13 protein-coding genes are annotated in these 14,452 nt (G+C 71.6%); 7 read left to right on the forward strand and 6 right to left on the reverse strand.

Going from position 1 to position 14,452, the window contains the following annotated elements:
* Nucleotides 1-31: 31 nt before the first annotated feature.
* The 7 genes from MQN93_RS10290 to MQN93_RS10320 all read left to right on the forward strand — a co-directional run bounded on the left by MQN93_RS10290 (nucleotide 32) and on the right by MQN93_RS10320 (nucleotide 7,264).
* On the forward strand, nucleotides 32-1,147 hold the full coding sequence (locus MQN93_RS10290; protein WP_242709218.1) for an AMP-binding protein: 1,116 nt from the start codon (nucleotides 32-34) through the stop codon (nucleotides 1,145-1,147).
* Nucleotides 1,148-1,149: 2 nt separating this feature from the next.
* On the forward strand, nucleotides 1,150-2,523 hold the full coding sequence (locus MQN93_RS10295; protein WP_242709219.1) for an aldehyde dehydrogenase family protein: 1,374 nt from the start codon (nucleotides 1,150-1,152) through the stop codon (nucleotides 2,521-2,523).
* Between the two features lie 49 nt (nucleotides 2,524-2,572).
* On the forward strand, nucleotides 2,573-4,003 hold the full coding sequence (locus tag MQN93_RS10300) for an MFS transporter (RefSeq protein ID WP_242709220.1): 1,431 nt from the start codon (nucleotides 2,573-2,575) through the stop codon (nucleotides 4,001-4,003).
* 81 nt (nucleotides 4,004-4,084) lie between these two features.
* Nucleotides 4,085-4,516 carry a hypothetical protein gene (locus MQN93_RS10305; RefSeq protein ID WP_016435620.1) on the forward strand — a complete coding sequence of 144 codons (432 nt, stop codon included), beginning with the start codon at nucleotides 4,085-4,087 and terminating at the stop codon, nucleotides 4,514-4,516.
* A gap of 38 nt (nucleotides 4,517-4,554) precedes the next feature.
* Nucleotides 4,555-5,616 carry a ketoacyl-ACP synthase III family protein gene (locus MQN93_RS10310; protein ID WP_242709221.1) on the forward strand — a complete coding sequence of 354 codons (1,062 nt, stop codon included), beginning with the start codon at nucleotides 4,555-4,557 and terminating at the stop codon, nucleotides 5,614-5,616.
* Nucleotides 5,613-6,821, forward strand: a complete 1,209-nt coding sequence (locus MQN93_RS10315) for a beta-ketoacyl-[acyl-carrier-protein] synthase family protein (protein ID WP_242709222.1) — start codon at nucleotides 5,613-5,615, stop codon at nucleotides 6,819-6,821. Before MQN93_RS10310 ends, MQN93_RS10315 begins: the two co-directional genes overlap by 4 nt.
* Nucleotides 6,822-6,889: 68 nt before the next feature.
* Complete coding sequence (locus MQN93_RS10320; RefSeq protein WP_016435623.1) at nucleotides 6,890-7,264, forward strand: nuclear transport factor 2 family protein; 375 nt, start codon at nucleotides 6,890-6,892, stop codon at nucleotides 7,262-7,264.
* A gap of 7 nt (nucleotides 7,265-7,271) precedes the next feature.
* Here the strand turns inward: MQN93_RS10320 and MQN93_RS10325 are convergent, their stop codons facing one another.
* The 6 genes from MQN93_RS10325 to MQN93_RS10350 all read right to left on the reverse strand — a co-directional run bounded on the left by MQN93_RS10325 (nucleotide 7,272) and on the right by MQN93_RS10350 (nucleotide 14,450).
* On the reverse strand, nucleotides 7,272-8,750 hold the full coding sequence (locus tag MQN93_RS10325; RefSeq protein WP_242709223.1) for an NADase-type glycan-binding domain-containing protein: 1,479 nt from the start codon (nucleotides 8,748-8,750) through the stop codon (nucleotides 7,272-7,274).
* Complete coding sequence (locus MQN93_RS10330; protein ID WP_016435625.1) at nucleotides 8,747-9,313, reverse strand: phage tail protein; 567 nt, start codon at nucleotides 9,311-9,313, stop codon at nucleotides 8,747-8,749. The genes MQN93_RS10325 and MQN93_RS10330 overlap by 4 nt, the downstream gene beginning before the upstream one ends.
* Nucleotides 9,313-11,283 (reverse strand): putative baseplate assembly protein, encoded by a 1,971-nt coding sequence (locus tag MQN93_RS10335; RefSeq protein WP_016435626.1) that lies wholly within the window; start codon nucleotides 11,281-11,283, stop codon nucleotides 9,313-9,315. The genes MQN93_RS10330 and MQN93_RS10335 overlap by 1 nt, the downstream gene beginning before the upstream one ends.
* Nucleotides 11,283-11,735: a GPW/gp25 family protein gene (locus tag MQN93_RS10340; RefSeq protein WP_016435627.1), complete on the reverse strand. Its 453-nt coding sequence runs from the start codon at nucleotides 11,733-11,735 to the stop codon at nucleotides 11,283-11,285. Before MQN93_RS10340 ends, MQN93_RS10335 begins: the two co-directional genes overlap by 1 nt.
* 82 nt (nucleotides 11,736-11,817) lie before the next feature.
* On the reverse strand, nucleotides 11,818-13,725 hold the full coding sequence (locus MQN93_RS10345) for a VgrG-related protein (RefSeq protein ID WP_242709224.1): 1,908 nt from the start codon (nucleotides 13,723-13,725) through the stop codon (nucleotides 11,818-11,820).
* The gene (locus tag MQN93_RS10350; RefSeq protein WP_016435629.1) at nucleotides 13,725-14,450 is read right to left on the reverse strand and encodes a CIS tube protein; all 726 of its coding nucleotides are present in this window, start codon (nucleotides 14,448-14,450) and stop codon (nucleotides 13,725-13,727) included. Before MQN93_RS10350 ends, MQN93_RS10345 begins: the two co-directional genes overlap by 1 nt.
* Nucleotides 14,451-14,452 lie beyond the last annotated feature (2 nt).

Genomic DNA, 14,452 nt, shown 5'->3' on the forward strand with positions numbered 1-14,452 from the left:
AGGAATTCGACACCCTCGAAAGGACCCACCCATGTCTGTCCCCGGCGCCCCCGACTGGTCGATCCTGGACATCGATCCGCTGCAGCAGACCGTCACCGACGCCGACGCCTATGTGCGCACGCTCATGCAGTGGCACTTCGGGACCGAGACGGGGTCGCCGTTCTGGCTGAGGCGCAGGGCCGACCTCGACTTCGACCCCCTCACCGACGTGAAGACCGTCGAGGATCTCGCCCAATTCCCCAACGTGGTCGACGAGTTCCGTGACATCGCCGCCGAGGACCTCGTCCCGCGCGGCCTCGGCGACTCGCCCAAGATCGCGGCCGTCTTCGAGAGCGGCGGCACGACGGGCCGGCCGAAGCGGTTCGTGATGTTCGAGGACTGGTTCACCCGCTACCTGGCCTGGGCGGGCCGCAAGGCCGCCTCGGGCCTGGGCGGTTCGGGCATCAACCTGCTCGCCACGACACCGTCGGGCCCGCACATGATCGGCGAGGTCACCGTGCGCCAGTCGCACGCGCTCGGCGGCAAGCGGTTCACCATCGACATCGACCCGCGCTGGGTCAAGAAGCTCATCGAGCGCGGCCAGACCGACGAACTGCGCGCCTACGTCGACCACCTCGTCGACCAGACCGCCGACATCCTTGTCACCCAGGACGTCGGGATGATCCAGACCATCCCGATCCTGCTGACGAAGATCGCCGAACGCCCCGAACTCGTCGACCTCGTCCGCTCCAAGGTCAAGCGCATCGCCTGGGGCGGCGCACACATGGACCCCGACACCCGCGCCATCCTGCGCGAGGAGGTCTTCCCCGGCATCCCGATCGTCGGCGGCTACGGCAGCACGACCATCCTCAGCGTCGCGGTGGAACGCAAGGAGGAGCAGCCCTCAGGCCTCGCGACCTTCGACCCCTTCTCGCCCTACGTCTTCTTCCGGGTCGTCGACCCCGACACCGGGCGCCCGGTCGCCCACGGCGAGCGCGGACAGATCGTGATGAACCACATCACCAAGTTCGCGTTCATCCCCAACAACCTGGAGCGCGACACCGCGATCCGGGTGCCGGCCGAGGACGGCCACATCGGGGACGCGGTCGCCGACGTCGCACCGGTGAAGTCCTTCGACGGCACGAACGTCACCGAGGGGGTCTACTGACGATGAGCACCACCGACGGCGCACCCCTGTCCGCCCACGTCGACGCGATCACCGACGCGGGCGAGTACCTGGCCCGCAGCAGCAAGCCGCTCCGCCTGCCGGACGGCCGCGAGATCGGCGCCATCTCCGAGGTGCCCCGGCTCTACGTCACCCGCGCCTTCGCGCGGCTGGCGCATGCCCCGGTGCTGCCGTACGCCACCCGCCTGGAGATGCTCGCCAAAGCGGCCGACCTGTTCGAGAACGCCGTGCTCGAAGGGCAGTCCATCGACGACTACCTCGATCTGGTCGGCCTGTGCGCCGGCGTGCCGCGCGCGGTCGCCCAGGCCTCGATCGCCGCCATCGCCAGGACCCTGCGCGCCCTGCCGGACACCCTCGCCCAGGAGATCCCGCGGGGAGCCGTCACAAGCCTCGACGACCCCCGGGTGCGGGAGGGCGCGGCCTACTGGGCCCGCCAGGGCCGGACCCTCGCCGTCCTCGCCTCCGGCAACACCCCGGGCGTGCACGGCCTGTGGCCCAGCGCGCTCGCCCTCGGCTACGCGGTCGCCGTCCGGCCCTCCAGCCGCGAGCCCTTCACCCCGCAACGCCTCGTGCGCGCCTTCCGGGAGGCGGGCTTCACCTCGCACGTGGCCCTGCTGCCCACCGACCACGAGGTGGCCGACGTGCTCGTCGAGCAGGCCGACCGGGCGCTGGTCTACGGCGGACAGTCCGTCGTGGACAAGTACGCCGCCGACCCGGCCGTCCTCACCCAGGGGCCGGGCCGCTCCAAGACGGTCATCACCGACGACGTCGACTGGCGCGCCCACCTGGACACCGTCGCCGCCTCGGTCGCAGGCCTCGGGGGCGTCGCCTGCACCTGCACCACCGCGGTGCTCGTGGAAGGAGACCGGGCCCGGGCCGAGGAGTTCGGCGCCGCGCTCGCCGAGCGGCTCGCCGAGTCGGAGGCCGGCGAACATCGCACCGAGCTGCCCCTGGTGACGGCCCGTCAACTCGCGCAGTACGTCGAGCGCGTCGGACAGGGCACCACCGCCCACGGGCGCACCGACATCGTCGAGACGGTCGCACCGGACACCGCCGTACTGCACCCCGTCGTACGCGTCGCGGCCGACGCCAAGGCCCCCGTGCTCGGCGTCGAACTGCCCTTCCCCTGCGTGTGGATCGCGCCGTTCAGCCGGGCCGACGGCATCGCGCCGCTGGTCGGCTCGCTGGTCGTCGCCGCGATCACCGAGGACATGGAGTTCGCGCAGCGCCTCCTCGACGAGCCGGGCATCGCCAACGTCTACGTCGGCGCCCACACCACGACCTGGATGAAGGCGGGGGTGCCCCACGACGGCTATCTGTCCGAGCACCTGATGCGGACCAAGGGCGTCATCCGCTGACCCGGCCGCGACCGAGCGACCAACCCCGACCCGACCGAAAGAACGGACCATGAGCGCCGACTCGCCCGCCCTCGCCACCACCGCACCGGTGGACAAGGCGACCGACCGCCGCCGAGCGATCGTCTTCGCCGTCCTGTGCTGTGGATTCGTACTGACCAGCCTCGACATGATGATCGTGAACGTCGCCTTCCCGGCGATCGAGCACGAGTTCCCCGGCTACAGCAACGCCGTCGTCAGCTGGACCCTGAACGCGTACACGATCCTCTACGCCGCCGCGCTGATCCCGGCCGGCCGACTCGCCGACCACCTCGGCCGCAAGCAGACCTTCCTCGGCGGACTGGTGCTGTTCACCCTGGCCAGCGCCCTGTGCGCGTTCGCGCCGTCCCTGCCGGTACTGATCGCCGCGCGCGCCCTCCAGGCGCTCGGCGCCGCAGCCCTCACCCCCACCTCCATGGGCCTGCTGCTGCAGGTCAACCCGCCCGAGCTGCAGCAGCGCGCGATCCGCAGCTGGACGGCGGCGGGGGGCATCGCCGCGGCCATGGCGCCGATCGTCGGCGGCGTGCTCGTCCAGTACGACTGGCGGCTGATCTTCCTGATCAACGTGCCGATCGGAGCCGCGGCCGTGGCCGTGGGCGTACGCGTGCTGCCCGGCTCGGAACGGAACTCCGCGGCCCCGCGCCCGGACCTGATCGGCGCGCTCGCCGTCGCCCTCTTCGCCGGCGCGGTCGTCTACGCCCTGGTCGAGGCGCCCGACGCCGGATGGGGCTCGGCGACCACCCTGACGGCGTTCGGCTGCGCGGCGGTCCTGCTCGTCGTCGCCGTCGTCCGCAACCTGCGCCACCCCTCCCCGGTCGTCCCGCGCGAACTGCTCGCCATCCCCGTCTACGTCCGCACCAACATCGCGGCGTTCGTCTACAGCGCCGCCTTCGCGGTGATGCTGCTCTCGGTCGTCCTGTGGACCCAGAACGTCCGCGGCTACTCCGCCATCGAGACCGGCCTCGCCATCGCGCCCGGAACCGTACTGATGCCGATCTTCGCCATGCTCACCGGCCGGATGGGCCGCAGCATCGGCCTGGCCGCCACGGCGGCACTCGGCTGTGTCGTCCTCGGCGCTGGCATGGTCTGGTGGACCGTCACCGCACCGACCGAACTGCCGTACGCAGCAGCGATCATGCCCGGCTCCATGCTCACCTCCATCGGCACGATCGTGGCGATGGCCGCCTTCGCGGGCCGGGTCTCCGCCACCATCCCGCAGGCCTTCTACGCCTCCGGATCGGCCGTGCACACCATGGCCAAGCAGATGGGTATCGCGATCGGTGTCGCCCTGCTCCTCGTCATCCAGGGCAGCGCCGCCCACGCCGGCCAGTCCCCGGTACCGGCCCTGCGCCACGCGTGGATCGCCGCCGCCGTGCTCACCGTCCTCGCCGCCGCCATCGCCCTGGCCGGCCCGCGCAAGACGGCCGCGGCTCCCACGGCGTAGAGGCCAACGCCCTTACGCCATCGCAGACTTGCACGCCATCAACGACTTCTGCCGTCACGGAACCAATGGGGGAACGCACCAATGCTCAGGCTCGACACGTCCGTCGCGGACAAAATATGGGACAGCTGGCTGCGCATGTGGAACGAGGATTCCGACGTGGCCCACGAGATCATCTCCCCGGCCGGATACGTACTCCACCTTCCCGACATCGGCGCCACCATCGACCCGTCGACGATCTCGGGCCCGGCGGAAATGGCGCAATGGGTCTCCGGCTTCACCGGCAAATTCGACGGACTGCGCTACGCCACGGACTTCGGGCCGTTCGTCGACGAGTCCGAGCGCCGCTTCGCCTACCGCTGGGTCGGCACGGGCACCTGGACCGGCGCCACCGGCTGGCCGCACGACATCCCCGGCCGGGAAGCCGTCTTCGTCGGGGTCGACATCTTCCAGGTCGACGCGTCCCTGCAGATCACCGAGTGCTGGTCCCAGGGCGCCGTCACCAGGACGACCTGAGCCCGCGCGCAGGATCCCAGACAACGGAGGAGCATCTCATGGCACTGCAGACAGGGACGGTCGAGCCACTTCTCGGTATCCGGGCGGCGCGCTGCTGGTTCCCGGAGAAGACACGTAGGCCCCAGGACGAGGTGCGGACCGGGAACCTCACGGCCGAACAGGCGGCCCGGCACGGCGAGGTGACGCTGCACATCGCCCGCGGCTGGGCCACCGAGTCCGCGCCGGCGATGGCGGTCAGCGCGGGCCGGGCCGCACTGTCGGCATCGGGCGTGCCCACCGCCGACGTCGGGCTGCTGGCGTACGCATGGACCAACTACCAGGGCAACCCCTTCTTCACCGCCGGGCACTGCGTCGCCGACGGCCTCGGCCTGCCGCGCTCGGCCGCACCCGTCGGCGTCCAACAGGCCTGCAACGGCGCCGCGATGGCCTTCACCCTCGCGGCCGGACAACTGCGGCTGGACGAGCACGCCCACGCACTGATCGTCGCGGCGGACCGCTTCGGCGCACCCGCCGTCGACCACTGGCGCAGCCACGTCATGCTCGCCTACGGCGACGGCGCCTCGGCCGCCGTCGTCGGACGGCCCGCCCCCGGCGACGCCTTCCATGTGCTGGCCGTCGAGCATGTCGCCGCGCCCGAACTGTGGCGCACCCGCGACGACTACGACGGCTTCGGACCGCAACCGCTCGCGACGCCGCCGTACATCAACGCGATGCCGACCGAGAAGTTCTCCGACGAGGGCGGCCGCCCCCGGCTGCGCGCGATCTCGCACGAGTGCATCACCGAGGCCGTCGACCGGGCCCTCGACCGGGCCGGCCTCGCGCCCGGCGACCCGCGGATCACCCAGGTGCTCGCCCCGCGGCTCAGCGACAAGGTGCGCGAACTCATGATCGGGCCGGTCGAGGAGAAGTACAGCGACCGGATCGTGTGCCACTACGGCGAGACCGGCCACCTCGGCGCGGGCGACTTCCTCGCCAACATCGCCGACGCCGAGACCGCCGGCGACCTCGCACCCGGCGACATCGTGCTCGTCCTGGGGGCCGGCGGCGGCTACTCCTACACCTGCGCGGTCCTGCAAGTACCCGAGGAGCGTGCCGCATGACGCGCCTCGCGATCACCGGGATGGGGTTCACGCTGGCCGGCGGGGTCCGCACCGCCGGCGACTTCTGGCACCGGGTGCGCGAGGGGGAGTCGGCGCTCACCGCGCACACGGCGTTCAACGACCGCGGTGTGCCGACCGTGATGGCGGGACAGCTCACCCACGACCCCGTCGTCGAGGGCCTGGACCCCAAGCACGCGAGCAAGTACTCGCGGGAGATCCTCGCGGCCCTCGCGAGCATCGACGAGGCGCTGGCCGACGCCGGTGTCGGCGACTTCGACCCGCACCGCGCCGGAGTCGTCGCCTCCTCCTCCCGCGGCCCGCTGCAGTGGTGGGAGCGCGAGTTCGACTCGGCGTCCGGCATCGGCCAGGTGCTGGGCGGCCTGCCCGGCGCCCCGGCGAGCATCGCGGCCATCCGCACCGGCGTCCAGGGCTACGTCACCACCGTCTCGTCGGCCTGCGTCGGCGGCACCCACGCCCTGCGGTCGGCCGCCGCGGAACTGCGCTCCGACGAGGCCGACGTCATGGTCGTCGTAGGCCACGAGTTCCCGCTGACCGCCAACCTGCTGCAGGTGTACACCGATCCGAAGTCCCGGGTGCTGAGCCTCGGCACCACGGCGGCGGACTCGATCCGCCCCTACGACGCCGACCGCGACGGCACCGCCCTCGGCGAGGGAGCGGTGGCCCTCGTCCTGGAACGCGAGGCCGACGCGCTGGCCCGCGGCGCGCACGTCTACGCCTGGGTGCTGGCGACCGGGGTCGCCAACGAGGCGGCGCATCCGACGACGATGGAGCTGTCGGGGGAGAAGACCGCGGCGCTCGCCGAGCGGGTGATCAAGAAGTCGGACCTGTCCGTCGGCGACATCGGCCATGTGTGCGGACACGGCACCGGCACCCGCTCCAACGACGTCGCCGAGAGCCGCGCGGTCCGGCGCGTCTTCGGCGACGACACCGAGGTGACGCTGACCTCGGTGAAGCCGATATTCGGGCATCTCTTCGGGGCGTCGTCCCTGGTCAACGTCGCCGCGACCGCCTCCATGCTGGACGCGCAGACCATCGCCCCGACGGCCAACAGCGTGCGCGCCGACGCCGAGTGCGGCCTCGACTCCGTCTTCGGCGGGGCACGCCGCACCGACGTACGGGCCGCACTGTCCTTCGCGTTCGCACTGGGCAGCCAGTCCTCGGTGGTGGCCCTGCAGGCCGCGTGACCAAGAAGCAAGAACCAGAAGTAAGAACCAGAAGTACGAACAAGAAACACGACAGGCGGAGCTCAGGAATGATCGACCTGAAGAAACTGGATCAGTGGAACGACATGTGGAACGGCGCATTCGACCTCGCGGACGAGCTCTGCTCCCCGGAGTTCTCGATCTTCTTCGGTCGCGATGCCTCGACCCACAACGGGGACGACATCACGAACGCCGCACAGCTGAAGACGTTCATGCGCGACTTCCGGGCCTCGCTCGGCGACGACCTGGAATTCACGCTCGTCCGCACCTTCGCGGACGCCGGTGCCGCATTCGCCGTGTCGCTGTGGAACCTGCGCGTCGGACCCGACCGGACCGTCGGCGGCATCGACGTCTTCCAGTTCGACGAGGCGGGCCGCATCCGCAGGGTGCACTCGGTGACGGGGCAGCGCGGCGTCATCGAGTGAGACGCCGTCAGGAGGAGTTCGCGCTGGACGGTCCGAAGAACTCGATCTCCGCGATCGCGACCTGCTTCTTCGACGACGTGCCGGTGGCGGACACGATCGTGAAGCGGACCGAGCTGACCGTGCCGACGCGGAACGGGATGCGCTGGCCGCCTGCGCCCGGGTCGAGGGTGATCTTGCGGGTGACGGTCCTGCCGTTGGCGAGGGTGATGGTGGCCTCCAGGCGGTGAGGGCGGGCCGACTGGGTGATCTGGTCCGGGCGGGTGGAGACGCCCGGGGTGATGATCAGGTCCAGGAGGCGGGTCGGCTCGTCGAACTTGGCCTGCAGCCACTGCCCTTCGCCGGACTCCGAGACGCCCGGACCCCACCAGGTGTTGTTCAGCTTGTCGCCCGCCAGGTCCGGCTTGTGACCCGGGTAGGAGCGCGAGGCGCTCCAGGTGTCCGGCTGCACCGCGGCACGCTTGGAGAAGTGGTCCTTCGTCGCTTGGACGCCCTTGGGAATGTTGAACGCCAGGACGACCAGCAGCGTCAGCACGACCGCCGCGCCCAGCCAGCTCAGCACCCGGTCGAACGTACGGCGCAGACGGGGACGGTCGCCCGCCCACGGAGTCTCCCGGTTGCCGGCCCCGAAGAGCCGTCGCCACCAGGGGAGCCGGCCCGGCGCCCGGTCGTCGCCCGCCATGGGCATCGCGCACCGGGTGCAGAAGTGCCGCTCGGGGCGGTTGCGGGTGGAGCACCAGGGGCACGGCGTCCCGCCGTCGAGGCCGAGTTCCTCCCCGGGGGCCCGTACGGCCTGCGGGCGCTGCGGCGCCGGACGGCCGGGCAGCACCGGCGCGACGGACGGCGCCGACGACGGCCGCGGCTCAGGATCCGCGACCGGTACGAGCAGCTGCCGGGCCCGGTCGGTCATGCCGTCGGGGTCCGAGGCGGGCCGGGGGACCGTGCGGGCCTCCGGGTCCACGGGGGCGGCCGGGCTTCCGGGGATCTCCGGCCCGGGCGCGGGCGCCGCTGCCGCGGGGACCGGCTCGGTGGGGGCGGTGTCGTCCACGGCCGGGGGTGTGGGGTGTGAAACGACCGTGGGTGTGGGCGAGTTGACCGGTGCGACAGGGGCTGGGGCGGGGGCGGCCGGTGCGACAGGGGCTGGTGCGGAGGCGGCCGGTGTGGAGGTGGCGGGAGCGGAAGGTGCGGGTCCGGAAGGGGCAGGTGCGGACGGGGCGGGAGCGGACGGCGCAGGTGCGGAAGGCGCGGGAGCGGAGGTCGCGGGTGCGACGTTCGTCTCCGGCGTCGCCGTGCGCGCGGCGGGCGACGCGGCTCCCTGCCCGGCGTCCGGTGCCGCCCCCGACCTGCTGCCGGAACCCCCGGAGGGACCCCCGCCGACCGCGGCGTTCGCCCGTTCCGTCCAGCTCAGTACGGCGCCGCAGGCGTCGCAGAACGACTGCCCCGGTTCCGCGCGGGTGCCGCAGTCGGCGCAGTTCTGGGTGGTCGTCATGAGGACGGGGTCCTTTCGGCGGAGGGTGCGGCGGTCACCTGGACCGTGTAGGGCATATGGGCGGGACGTGCGGCGGCCACCAGCGTGTCCAGGCGGTGGTGGTCCGCCGGGGTGGGCTTCGGCAGCCGCAGATGCACATGGAGACGGGGGCGCCGGTCCCCGGGCACCGGGCCCAGCGGCCTGGCGCTCCAGTCCGCCGCCCCGCTCTCGGTGATCTCCGGTGCCACGCCGAAGGCGAGCCTGACCGCCTCCGACAGACCGCGCACGGTTCCCCGGACGCGGTGCAGATACGCCGCGGCGGCCACCGCGGCCCGCAGCAGCGGTTCCGGTTCGCTGCCGTCCGTCTCGGCACCCACCCAACTGCCCAGCCACTGGGCGAAGTCGAGCGGGGTCAGGGACGGGCGGAAGTAGCTGTCGAGGCAGTCGAGCACGTTGTGGATCGGCGCGACCACCTCGTCGAGACCGGCGACGAAGCGCTGCGCCAGGTCGTCGTCGGCGAAGACCGCGGGCAGCATCAGACTGATCGGCGCCGACGATTCGAGACCGTCGATCGAGCCCCTCATCAGCGGCCCCCCTCGCTGTCCCCGATCACCCGTACGCGATGGTCGAAGGAGAACACCAGCGACGGCGGCGAGAGGTCGATGCGGTCCGTGGCCTCACCGCGCTTGCCGGTCAGCGGATCGGCCGGGTGCAGCACCACCTCGTCGACCAGTTCCACCCCGGGCACCCGCTGCAGCACCGCGAACACCTCGCCCGACTGCACGGGCCGGCCGAACGGCCAGCCCGCGCCGTTCGCCCCGCCGGTCAGCGGATCGAGGTGCCGGTACAGCGCGTCGTGCGCGTCGCGCCGCACCTTGTCGGTGTCCACGCCGCGGAACGCGTGCAGCGTCGCCACGACGGTCACACCCTGGTAGTACGGCGGCCCCACCGCCAACCGCGTCCCGATCAGCCGGCGTTCGTCGAGATGACGGGTGATGCGCTCCAACAGGGCGTCCCCGGGCACCAGTTGCTCGAAGCGCAGCCGTCCGCCGGGATCCGGCACCGCCTGCGGCACCACCAACACCCGTACCGCATACGCCCCGTGCTCGCTCTCCTCGCCCTCCAGACAGGTGATGCGGGCGGTCTCCGGGGCGGCACGGCGGGCCAGCTCCTCGTAGTCGCGCAGGGTGACGGCGCGCTCCTGGGCGCGCAGGGTGATCGGGGCGCGGACCTTCGCCTCCTCGACCGTCTCGCCGTCGACCCCGCCGCGCGCGGCCTCGCGGTTGATCACCTCGGAGACGTACGGGATGGAGGTGCGCAGGATCTGGACGGCGCCGCGGGCCACGTTGCCCGCCCGGCCCCCGCCGGTGCGGTAGCGGCGGGCGCGGATCGGGGAGCCCTTGGGCGCGACCATGCCGTACTGGCGCAGCGTGCCGTCGGGTTCGCGCACCGCCGGGCCGAAGGCGATCTCCCCGGACGTGGCGTCGACGGTGATGTGCCGGTCGTACGGCCCCGAGGCCGCGAAGTGCGTCACGACCTGCCAGTCCTGCCAGCCGTCGTGCTCGGCGGTCTGCAGCAGCACCGGCGGGTCGTCGCCGACCACGGGCGCGTGCTCGAGACGCAGCCGCTGCCCCGGCAGACCGGTGGACTCGCCGAGTGCTTCGTCGTGCACCGTCTCGGCGTGCACGGCGCCCGTGGTGCCGCCCACGGTGAAGGCCTCGGCGGCACGGATGGTCGGCGAGGTGGTGTAGAAGGGCTGGTCGGGCAGGGGTTCGGTGACCCGGCAGCGGATCCAGCCCGCCTCCTGACCGGAGTTGCGGGACAGCACATGCCCGCCGGGGACGTGCAGGATCACCTCGCCCGGCCGGTTGAGGCCGCCCGTGCCGTCCCGGTCGACCTCGCAGGACTGCCAGCCGTCCGCGGTCCACGCCTCCCACACCAGCGGCGGCTGCCGCGGGTCCACGCCGACACCGTCGACCCGGCTGTCCAGGTCGAGGGCGACCGCGCAGTGCGGCACCGCGTTGGTCAGGCCGAGCAGCATGCAGTCGCCGGGGTCGGGGGACTCCGAGAAGCACAGGACGTCCTTGTCGTCCTCGGCCAGGTCGGGCGTACGGTCGGTCGCCGGCTCGCCCTTGTGCTGCACCAGCAGATGACGCAACTCACACGGTACGACGCTCAGTTCGCGCTCGGTGGCGAAGACGACCGCCTCCTCGCTCTCGGTGCGCATGGTGGCCACCTCCGTGCCCACCGGCACGGCGATCGCCTCCTCCTGGGGCGCCGACAGCCAGAACGTCACCTCCGTACGGGCCGCCGACGGCGGGAACAGCGTGATCCCCACCAGGTCCAGGAAGGCCAGATGGTTCTTCTCCGGCACCCGGTTGAGCCGGTAGACGATCTGGTCGGCCATGTGGGCCACCGTCTCGACCAGGGTCACGCCCGGGTCGGAGACGTTGTGGTCGGTCCACTCCGGGGCGCGCTGCTGGATGTAGCGCTTGGCGTCGTCGACGAACTGCTGGAAGCGGCGGTCGTCGAGGTTGGGGGAGGGCAGGGCCATCAGCGATCGCTTTCAGGAGCCGAACCGGCGGTGCCGGCCGCACCGGGACTGTCGGGCTCGTCGTGGGACGGAATGACGTAGAATGGGAAGACCAGGCTGCGCGGGTTGTTGGTGCCGCGGATCGAGTAGCGGACGTCGATGAACAGCACGCTCTGGTCGCCGCCGGCCGTCACCTCGACCTCGTCGACCTCGATGCGCGGCTCCCAGCGGTCCAGGCTGATCAGCACCTCGTGCTGGATACGCCCTGCCGTCTGCTCGTTGACCGGGGCGAAGACCAGATCGTGGATCGCACAGCCGAAGTCGGGCCGCATCGGCCGCTCGCCCGGCGCGGTCGACAGGACCAGCCGGATCGCCTCCTCGATCTCCCGCTCCCCGCTGACCAGCGCGATCCCGCCGGTCGGCCCGATGCGCAGCGGGAACGACCAGCCGGACCCGACGAACTGCTCGGCCATCAGCAACCCACCCGCCAACCACGAACACGGACACGGACACAGACACGGATACGGACACGGACACGGACATGAGGACGGCGGCTCACGGGATCACCATCGGCACGGGGATCGTGGTCACGCCGAACACCGGCGAGGCGACCAGCGTGGTCGGCGCCTTGATCGTGGTGTTGACGGCCGCGTTGATCTGCACGGTGGCCCCGCCGGTGAGGCTCGCGGCACCGACGGCGCTCAGGTTCAGCACGCCCGCCGCGTTCACCCCGATCTCGCCCGCGGCCCGTACGTTGACCATGCCGCCGCCCTGGATGCTCAGCGGGCCGCCGCTCTTGATGGTCAGGGCCCGCCGGGCGCTCAGGGTGAGGTCGGTGCCGGCCTCCACCGACACCGACCGGCTGCCCTTGATGGTGACCGAGCCCTTGCTGTCGATGACGATCTCGGTCTTCGTGCGGTCCAGGTTGATGGTGAGAGCCTTGTCGCCCGAGATCAGCCGCACGCCCTGCTTGCGGCCGCCGGTCTTCTGGCTGAGCAGGTCCATGCGGTTGCCGTCCCGGTCGGAGACGGTGTGCCGGCTCGCCTTCTTGCGCACGGTGTCGTGCAACGGCACATCGGCGACGACGGTCGGCTTGTCCCGGCCGTTGTAGAGCCCGCCGATCACGAACGGATGGTCCAGGGCGCCCCGGTCGAAGGCGACCAGCACCTCGTCGTTGACGTCCAGCGGGAAGATCCCGCCGCCACCCAGGCCGCCCATCTGCACGGTCCTGGTCCAGTCGCTGACGTACGTGTCGTCCAGCCACGGGAACTGCAGCCGGACCCGGCCCTGCTTGAGCGGGTCGTTGACGTCCGTGACCAGCGCGTTGGCCACGCTCGGCAGCCGCGGGGCGCTGTCCGCGCCGCCCGAGGCCAGCCCGTACAGCGAACGCCACTGCCGTCCGCTGACCGTCACCCAGGACTCGTAGTGCTTGCCGTCGCCGAAGACATGCCGCACCGAGGTGACCGTGTACTTGCCCTCGAACGGCACGCCCACGTCCGCCAGCGCCACCGGAACTCCCGGGCGCAGCTTGGGATTTCCGCGCGCGATGACCTCCAGCTCGGCGAACGAGCCGGTCACGTCGTCGGCGAGGGCGTCCGCGGCGAACTTCACCTCGCTCTGCTTGTCGTACGGCGTGCCCGTCTCGACGAGCTTGGCGGTGGTGAACTTCCCGGCCGCCGCCCCAGGTGACGTGCCGATGGTGATACCGGGGTTGGCGGTCGCGGGCGCCATGGCGGTGAGCTTCTTCTTGGTCGTCACGTCCCAGCCCCGGGACTCGACCTTGCCCACCTGGTCCGCGGCCGTGACGGCGGCACGCAGCCGCAGGATGTCGTGCCCGGCCTGCAGCACGAACGCGCTCTTGTCGCCGTCGGTGTTCGGCGAGGGCGCACCGGAGGCCGACTTGGGCTTGACGAACTGGAACTTGCCGTCCGCGTCGACGGACATGACCATCTCGTTCTCGTCGGCGAGGCGCGCGAGGAAGTCCCAGTCGGTCACATTCGACTGGGAGATGAACTCGTAGACCGTCTTCGTCGACTCGACGTTGCCGATCGGCACGCCGTCCTTGGCGGCCAGCTTGCGGGCGATGTCGGAGGCGCTCTGGTTGCGGTAGGCGGCCACGCGGCGCTGGCGCAGCAGCCGGTGGCCGAGGTCGTAGCCGCGCACCACGGTGTAGCTGCCGGTGCCGTCGTAGTCGGCCTCCAGGCCCGTGACCTCGCCGGTCAGCAGCGGATCACCGACACCCTCGCCGTCGGCGACGGGCGAGAAGACCACCTTGGTGCCGAAGGTGATGTTCAGCTTGCCGAGCAGCAGCCGGTACGGGTCGCGGAACGTGAGCCGGAACGCGGCCGGCACCCCCACCCCCTGGTCGACATGGCTGTCCACCAGGTCGGGCGCGAACTCGGGCGGCAGCTTGGCACCGCCGATCTTCACGTCGACGACGCTGGAGAAGGAGGACTGCACCATCAGGTACGCACCTCCTCGGCGGCCGGCAGCACCAGTTCGGTGCCGGTCGGCAGATGGCCCGGGTTGTCGATGCCGTTGGCCTCGGCGATGGAGCGCCAGGCGGCCGCGTTGCCGTACTCCCGCCAGGCCAGCGACTGCAGTGAGTCGCCCGCCACCACCCGGTGCACCCGCTGCGCGGTCAGCGCGCCGGAGGTCGGGTTCTGCCCCTTGGTCTTGCTGGGGATCTCGTGCAACTGCAGCCGACAGGTGGCGCGGATGGGCACGCCGGTCGTCGAGAACAGCGTGTAACTGGCCTCCACGGCACTGACGTAGGCCGTGAACCGGGCCGTCGAGAACGACCCCCACTGGAAGACCACCCACGGCGGCGACGGCTGCTTGGCGGCGATGCTCCGCGTCGTCACCTCGCAGCAGGCGAGCAGCGACTCGACCTTCTTCAGGACGGTGTTGCTGGTCGGCTCGTCGGAGGAGTCGAGGAAGATCTCCACGCTCATCTCACGCGGCTCCGCGCCCATGAACTCCGGGAGCGGGCCGTCCCGTTCGATCTGCGCGGGGGTGACCTTCCACTGGGCGCGACGGGTCAGCGACAGCTCCGAGGGGTTGAAGTCGAAGCCGAACGTCTTGATGATGCCGCCCGGGGTGCGGCTCTTGCCCTTCGGCGGTTCGTGGATCGCGAGCGTGGCCCGTACCAGGCTCTTGCCCGCGCCGCCCCTGCTTCCCTTTGCCATCG

The organism is Streptomyces spinosisporus (assembly GCF_022698145.1).
In the GTDB taxonomy this organism is placed as follows: domain Bacteria; phylum Actinomycetota; class Actinomycetes; order Streptomycetales; family Streptomycetaceae; genus Streptomyces; species Streptomyces spinosisporus.

What these genes read in the sequence shown, in the direction of transcription:
- MQN93_RS10290 (WP_242709218.1), top strand. Translation starts at nt 32, where the DNA reads ATGTCTGTCCCCGGCGCCCCCGACTGGTCGATCCTGGACATCGATCCG.
- MQN93_RS10295 (WP_242709219.1), top strand. Translation starts at nt 1,150, where the DNA reads ATGAGCACCACCGACGGCGCACCCCTGTCCGCCCACGTCGACGCGATC.
- MQN93_RS10300 (WP_242709220.1), top strand. Translation starts at nt 2,573, where the DNA reads ATGAGCGCCGACTCGCCCGCCCTCGCCACCACCGCACCGGTGGACAAG.
- MQN93_RS10305 (WP_016435620.1), top strand. Translation starts at nt 4,085, where the DNA reads ATGCTCAGGCTCGACACGTCCGTCGCGGACAAAATATGGGACAGCTGG.
- MQN93_RS10310 (WP_242709221.1), top strand. Translation starts at nt 4,555, where the DNA reads ATGGCACTGCAGACAGGGACGGTCGAGCCACTTCTCGGTATCCGGGCG.
- MQN93_RS10315 (WP_242709222.1), top strand. Translation starts at nt 5,613, where the DNA reads ATGACGCGCCTCGCGATCACCGGGATGGGGTTCACGCTGGCCGGCGGG.
- MQN93_RS10320 (WP_016435623.1), top strand. Translation starts at nt 6,890, where the DNA reads ATGATCGACCTGAAGAAACTGGATCAGTGGAACGACATGTGGAACGGC.
- MQN93_RS10325 (WP_242709223.1), bottom strand. Translation starts at nt 8,750, where the DNA reads ATGACGACCACCCAGAACTGCGCCGACTGCGGCACCCGCGCGGAACCG.
- MQN93_RS10330 (WP_016435625.1), bottom strand. Translation starts at nt 9,313, where the DNA reads ATGAGGGGCTCGATCGACGGTCTCGAATCGTCGGCGCCGATCAGTCTG.
- MQN93_RS10335 (WP_016435626.1), bottom strand. Translation starts at nt 11,283, where the DNA reads ATGGCCCTGCCCTCCCCCAACCTCGACGACCGCCGCTTCCAGCAGTTC.
- MQN93_RS10340 (WP_016435627.1), bottom strand. Translation starts at nt 11,735, where the DNA reads ATGGCCGAGCAGTTCGTCGGGTCCGGCTGGTCGTTCCCGCTGCGCATC.
- MQN93_RS10345 (WP_242709224.1), bottom strand. Translation starts at nt 13,725, where the DNA reads ATGGTGCAGTCCTCCTTCTCCAGCGTCGTCGACGTGAAGATCGGCGGT.
- MQN93_RS10350 (WP_016435629.1), bottom strand. Translation starts at nt 14,450, where the DNA reads ATGGCAAAGGGAAGCAGGGGCGGCGCGGGCAAGAGCCTGGTACGGGCC.